Consider the following 6,944-nt stretch of genomic DNA (forward strand, 5'->3'; position numbering starts at 1 on the left):
CGTGATGGCCCGCCGCGTCGCCAACTCCGGCGGCAAAGACCAGCGCTGGCACGCCGGCTGGCAAAACCGCTGCGCCACCTACGCCCAACCCTTGTAAGGGGAACCGTTCAACCGCACCCAATAGATACCAAGCGCACCTTCTCTGCGGACACAAAAAAGGCGGGATGCTCCGTGGAGCAGGGCCCGCAAAATCTGACTATTGCTACGAAAAGAACAACAAGCAGTGATCAATTACCGAGGAGGAAATTGAGCTTTCCATTCCTCGAAGTCAACCCTATTTTTTCATAAAGTCTAACTTATGAAAAATTATGTAATAGGGCTCGACATGGGCGTGGCTTCCATCGGCTGGGCTTGCCTCTCGAAAGAAGATAAAGAAATCGACTCCGGCGTCCGCATCTTTCCAGCAGGTATCGACAAGTTTGGCACCGGCAAGGATACCCACCTCAATCAAAAGCGCCGCAAGGCTCGCACCGCCCGCCGCCGAGCCTCGCGCAAGAGCAAACGCAAACAACTTATCCGACAACTCCTCACCGAACTCGGCTGGATTCCCACCACCGCAAAGGAACTCCAACAATGGGAAAACCTTGATGTCTATGAACTCCGCCACCGCGCCCTCAGCGAAAAAATCACTCTCCCCGAACTCGCCCGCATCATCCTCCATCTCAACCAACGCCGAGGCTTCCTCTCCCTAAGAAAATCCGAAGTCGATGCCGCCGAAGGCGACGACAAAAAGAAGCTCGAAGGGATGCTCGGAGCCATCTCCCGCCTGCAAGACGAAATCGACTCCGCCAATCACCAAACCCTCGGCAACCACCTCTACCACCTCCGCGCCAGAGAAGGCGGCGAACACGGCAATATCATCCGTCTTCGAGCCCGCCACATCCGCCGCTCCATGCTACACCATGAGTTCTCACTCATCTGGGAAACTCAGGCCAAGCATCACCCCGAACTCTCCGACGCTCTCCGCTTCGGCACCCACGGACAGCAAGACAATCCCACCGCCGTCACCAAGCCCGTCAAGCGCGACAAATCCCTCTCCCTTCTTGAGCAATTCGGCCTCGAAAACCTCACCTTCTTCCAGCGCCGCGTCTATTGGCCCATCGGCTCCATTGGTCATTGCGAACTCGAAAAAGATGAACTCCGAGCCCCCATCGCCGACCGCCGCTTTCAGGAGTTTCGCATGCTACAGGAACTCAACAATCTTCGCCTCCTCGACCAATCCACCCCCAGAAAACCCACCGAACGAAAACTCAGCAGCGAAGAACGGAAAGTCGCCATCGACTACCTCTCCACCACTCAAAAGCCCTCTCTCAAGGGTTTGAAAAAGAGAATCGCAAAACTCCCCGACAGCCCCGAGGAAAAACAAATCACCTTCAACCTCGAAGCCGACAAACGCGACAACATCGGTGGACTCGCTACCGAAAACAAACTCGCCAAGTCCCTTGGAACCTCCCTCTGGAACTCCCTCGACGAAGACGAAAAAAATCGCATCGTGGAAATCCTCACCCTCCCCGAAAGCGAAAGTAAAAAAGTCATCCAGCGCACCGACGAGGAAACCCGCAACCTCCTCGAACACGTCCCCGGACTCAACGAGAAGGCCATGGAATCCCTCCTCCGAATCTCCCTCCCGACTGGCTACTGCGCTCTCTCCGTCAAGGCTCTCGAAAAGCTCCTTCCCTTCATGCGCGAGGGTAAACTCTACCAAGGCAAAAAAGGTGAAGACGAACACTCCGCCCGACACCTCGCAGGTTATCCACGCCGTGACGAATTCGCCTCAAAAACCTTCAAACACCTCCCCCTCCTCGACCAGCTCACCAACCCCAACGACACCACCCACTACGACCAACACTTTCCCCACGTCAACAACCCCCTCGTCCTCCGCTCCCTCCACGAGCTCCGCAAAGTCGTCAACGGCATCATCCGCAAGCACGGCAAACCCGCCGCCATTCACCTCGAGATGGCCCGCGACCTTAAAATGTCCGGTAAGCAACGCGACGACTACATCAAGAAAAACAATCAGCACAAAAAGGAACGCGACGAAGCCGCCAAGGAACTCACCAAATACGGCGTCGCCCCCACCCGCGATGCCATCACCCTCTACCGACTCTGGCTGGAGCAGAACAAAACCTGCATCTACTCCGGCGCCCCCATCAGCGTCCACCAACTCCTCGGCGGCGATGTCGATATCGACCACATCTATCCCCGGCGAGCCAATGACAACTCCTACATGAACAAGGTCGTCTGCTTCTCAGAACAAAACCGCCAAAAAGGCGACCGCCTCCCCCTCGAATGGCTCGGTCAAGAATCCTCTGAATTCGAGGAACTCACTCAACGCGCCCAGCACCTCCCCTACCCCAAACGCAAACGCCTCCTCGCCGAGAAAATCCCCGAAGGCTTTGCTGACCGCGATGCCGTGGACACCGCCTACATGACCCGCGTCGCCCGCCACTACCTCACTCTTCTTTTCGCCAAAGAGCACCACGTCTTCTGCACCAAGGGCAAGCACACCGCCCTCCTCCGCAAGCAATGGGAACTCAACGACCTTCTTCGCCACGACCTCCTCGACCTCAAGAATCGGGACGACCACCGCCACCATGCCCTCGACGCCATCGTCATCGCCGCCTGCGATCGTTCCCTCCTCCAGAAAGTCTCCAAACAACTCAAATACGAAAGCCGCTGGCTCGACAAGGAAGACGAAAAATCCGTCAAACCCATCCGCATCTACCATCTCAAGCCCACTCTCGAAAATCTCCCTGCCCCTTGGCAAACCTTCCGCCTCGATGCCGCCGCCTCCCTCAACGCCATCTGGGTCTCCCACCGACCTAAGCGCAAAGTCTCCGGCCCCCTCCACGAGGAAACCAACTACGGCAGCACCGAAAAACCCGGCATCCTCGTGCGCAGGAAAAAACTGTGTGACCTCACCGAAGGAGAAACCGCTAAAATCCGCGACCTCTCCGTCGCCCAAGCCGTCCAGCAATACCTCGAACAAGAAAAAGTCCTCTACCAAGCCGACTTCGGGAAAAAGCTTCCCAAAGAACTCGAACAACACTTTCAATTAAAGGAAACTCTCACCAAGAGCGGTATTGATCAACTTAACCTCGGCGACGACGGCCCCGGAAGAAAACTCCGCGCCGACCTCCTGAAAAAACTCGAAAATAAGAATCCGCTTCAAGATGCCGAACTTGGCAAAGTCACCCTTCCCTCCGGCATCCCCATCAAAAAGGTCCGCCTCCTCATCCCCAACAAAGCCGCCATACCCCTCCGTCCGAACCAAAACGAAAATGAACTCATCATCCCTGGCAACACCCACCACATCGTCATTTTCTCCCTCGGCAACGGCAAAAGCCACTTCCAACCCGTCACCCTCTTCGAAGCTACCCGCCGCAAACGAAACCACCAACCCATCTTCGACAAAACCCCTCCACCCGAACATCCCGAGGCCGAGTTTCTTTTTTATTTGTGTACCGGTGACAGCATGATGGCGACAATCGACGATAAGGATGAACTTTTTAAATACAGCACTATGCCCAGCACAACCAAGCAGGCAAAATTCATCCTACACACAGACGCCCGGGATTCCAGAGACGTGAAATTTTATACATGCAAGCCCGGCACCTTTGAGAAAAACTTCCCTAACGCCCGCAAAGTCACCATCCTCCCCAACGGAGAGATTCGCGAATGCAACTAACATCATGAAGACGTGATCAAACACACCCTCGAAATCTCCCAGCGGCCCGCTCGCCTTTCCCTGCGCCACCGGCAACTCGTCATCAAACTCCCCGATGATGAAGGCGAACGCACCTTCGCCTGCGAAGACATCGGCGTCCTCATCCTTCAGCACCCCGCCATCTCCCTCTCCTCAGCTCTTCTCCACGCCCTGCTTGAATCGGGTGCGGTAGTGATCATTTGCAACAAGAAACATCTCCCCGCCGGGCTTCTCCTTCCCACCCTCACCCACACCGAACTCGTCCCCCGCATGATGGCCCAGCTCCAGGCCGATCTCCCTGCCCGCAAACAAGCCTGGAAAGCCATCATACGCGCCAAAATCACCGCCCAGGCCCACCTCCTCGACGATCCCTTTCGCAAAAAGCTCCTCACCCTCGCCCAAGCCGTCAAATCCGGCGACACCGAAAACCACGAAGCCCAAGCCGCCCGCATCTATTGGCCCGCTCTCTTCCCGGAGCGCTATCGCCAGGGAGACAAACGCGATCCCAAGAGCGAATCCCGCTTCAACTCCCTCCTCAACTACGGCTACGCCATCATTCGCGCTGCCACCGCCCGCGCTCTCGTCTCCGCCGGACTCCAACCCGCGCTCGGGGTTTTCCATCACAAACGTGACAACCCCTTCTGCCTTGCCGACGACCTCATGGAGCCTCTCCGTCCCCTCGTCGATTGTGCCGTAAAGTGCCTTCTGGCCACCGATTCATCAGAAGAAGAGGCCCTGCGACCCGAAAATCGAAAAGTCCTCCTCAACCTTCTCACCTACACCGTCACCCTCGACAGCCAAACCGGCCCCCTCATGGCCACTCTTCCCCGCTACATCAACAGCTTTTACCGCCTTCTCACCCGCGAGGAAACAGAACTTCAGTGGCCAGGCTTCGAACCGGAATGGCCCGACGAACCCTTTTAAAACATGGAACTCTCAGGCTACCGAATCATGTGGATCATCGTCTTCTTCGACCTCCCCACCGACACGGCGAAAGCGCGCAAACAATACACGCGCTTTCGCAAAGACCTCCTTGAAGATGGCTTCTCCATGATGCAATACTCCGTCTACTATCGGCACTGCCCCAGCAAGGAAAACACCGAGGTTCACCTCAAGCGCATCCGCAACTGCGTGCCTCCCGACGGCGAAGTCCGCGTCTGCCAGTTCACCGACAAACAATTTGAACGGATGGAAGTCTATCTGGGAAAACGCCGCATCAGAACCGAAGAAGAGCCCGCTCAACTCGAAATGTTCTAACCAAAAACCCCGGAACCAACTTATTTAAAGCCAGAACCGGGGTCAAGATGGTAATTGATCACTGCCTGCAGTCAATCCGCAGCGACACCGGCCGGATGGACACCCTCAAGGGCATGGTAATTGATCACTGCCTGCAGTCAATCCGCAGCTAATAAGAGGCAAGTAAATGGCAAGTATAAATGGTAATTGATCACTGCCTGCAGTCAATCCGCAGCTGACGGCAGAATTAGCAAAACGCCCGTCGCATGGTAATTGATCACTGCCTGCAGTCAATCCGCAGCTTGGTGGTGGCGGCATTGTCACCATGCCCGATGGTAATTGATCACTGCCTGCAGTCAATCCGCAGCCGCTGACAGCGGCTCCCGTCTAATCCGATAATGGTAATTGATCACTGCCTGCAGTCAATCCGCAGCGTCCCGGTGAAGCGGTGCCGTGTGAGTCCGATGGTAATTGATCACTGCCTGCAGTCAATCCGCAGCTATTCGGCCAAGCACAAGAAGCTCGGTCGGATGGTAATTGATCACTGCCTGCAGTCAATCCGCAGCACAATACAGGTTCTTCATTGCTTGTCTTTTATGGTAATTGATCACTGCCTGCAGTCAATCCGCAGCGCAGGCTCCTGTCTGCCGTCAACCACATAGATGGTAATTGATCACTGCCTGCAGTCAATCCGCAGCCCGCAGGCCACGAGGGGAACTTCCCCCGCGATGGTAATTGATCACTGCCTGCAGTCAATCCGCAGCTCTTTCTCGTTCTTTTTGAAGGAAACCTTTATGGTAATTGATCACTGCCTGCAGTCAATCCGCAGCAACAAAAAGAGCGGGCCCCGCAATCGCAGAATGGTAATTGATCACTGCCTGCAGTCAATCCGCAGCTCGAGAGAAGGGAACACCTGATGCGCGTTGATGGTAATTGATCACTGCCTGCAGTCAATCCGCAGCGAGGAAAGCGGAGCGGAGAAGTGCCGCATCATGGTAATTGATCACTGCCTGCAGTCAATCCGCAGCCAAACGAAAGACGCATTAAAATGAAACTATATGGTAATTGATCACTGCCTGCAGTCAATCCGCAGCCGTTGTGGGAAGTCGAATTTGACACTACGTATGGTAATTGATCACTGCCTGCAGTCAATCCGCAGCGGGTGACCAAAGAACCAGTTGGGATCAATTATGGTAATTGATCACTGCCTGCAGTCAATCCGCAGCGTTGCGCCGATACGGCCAGTAGTCTCAAGATGGTAATTGATCACTGCCTGCAGTCAATCCGCAGCGGACAACATCGCGAGCGTCTTTCCGACGAAATGGTAATTGATCACTGCCTGCAGTCAATCCGCAGCATGTATGGGGCGATGCTGGCCCGGACATGGATGGTAATTGATCACTGCCTGCAGTCAATCCGCAGCTCGCGGCGGATGATGGCCTTGCGCTCGATAATGGTAATTGATCACTGCCTGCAGTCAATCCGCAGCATCAATCTCGTCATTGTCGCCGAAGACAATATGGTAATTGATCACTGCCTGCAGTCAATCCGCAGCGACCACATGAACAGTGACCGGGAACAAGAAATGGTAATTGATCACTGCCTGCAGTCAATCCGCAGCAAGTCACTTCTCCTTTAGTTTTTAAGTTTTATGGTAATTGATCACTGCCTGCAGTCAATCCGCAGCTCGTATGTGGGACGAAATAGTCATCACCAAATGGTAATTGATCACTGCCTGCAGTCAATCCGCAGCTTGCGAACGAACTTTGTCGTTATTGCGAAGATGGTAATTGATCACTGCCTGCAGTCAATCCGCAGCGAGAAATCAAGGGGTGCCTCCTTTCCGGTTATGGTAATTGATCACTGCCTGCAGTCAATCCGCAGCGATGCGCGGGCCACTTTCCGCTGCCGCAGTGGAGTTCTCGCAAGCTGCCAAGACCGTGATGGCCCGCCGCGTCGCCAACTCCGGCGGCAAAGACCAGCGCTGGCACGCCGGCTGGCA

3 protein-coding genes and 1 CRISPR repeat array are annotated in these 6,944 nt (G+C 55.1%); all 3 genes read left to right on the top strand.

Annotated elements, in window-relative coordinates:
- Positions 1-298: 298 nt before the first annotated feature.
- The 3 genes from cas9 to cas2 are packed head-to-tail and all read left to right on the top strand — an operon-like array spanning position 299 to position 4,963.
- Positions 299-3,688, top strand: a complete 3,390-nt coding sequence (cas9, locus tag JIN78_RS16305; protein WP_200393065.1) for a type II CRISPR RNA-guided endonuclease Cas9 — start codon at positions 299-301, stop codon at positions 3,686-3,688.
- 12 nt (positions 3,689-3,700) lie between these two features.
- The gene (gene cas1 / locus JIN78_RS16310) at positions 3,701-4,630 is read left to right on the top strand and encodes a type II CRISPR-associated endonuclease Cas1 (RefSeq protein WP_200393066.1); all 930 of its coding nucleotides are present in this window, start codon (positions 3,701-3,703) and stop codon (positions 4,628-4,630) included.
- 3 nt (positions 4,631-4,633) lie between these two features.
- Positions 4,634-4,963 carry a CRISPR-associated endonuclease Cas2 gene (gene cas2, locus JIN78_RS16315; protein ID WP_200393067.1) on the top strand — a complete coding sequence of 110 codons (330 nt, stop codon included), beginning with the start codon at positions 4,634-4,636 and terminating at the stop codon, positions 4,961-4,963.
- A 47-nt stretch (positions 4,964-5,010) separates the two neighbouring features.
- A CRISPR array of direct repeats spans positions 5,011-6,827; the repeat unit is 36 nt; unit sequence ATGGTAATTGATCACTGCCTGCAGTCAATCCGCAGC.
- Positions 6,828-6,944: the final 117 nt, after the last annotated feature.

Origin of the sequence: Roseibacillus ishigakijimensis (genome assembly GCF_016595415.1) — a bacterium.
Taxonomy (GTDB): Bacteria; Verrucomicrobiota; Verrucomicrobiia; order Verrucomicrobiales; family Akkermansiaceae; genus Roseibacillus; species Roseibacillus ishigakijimensis.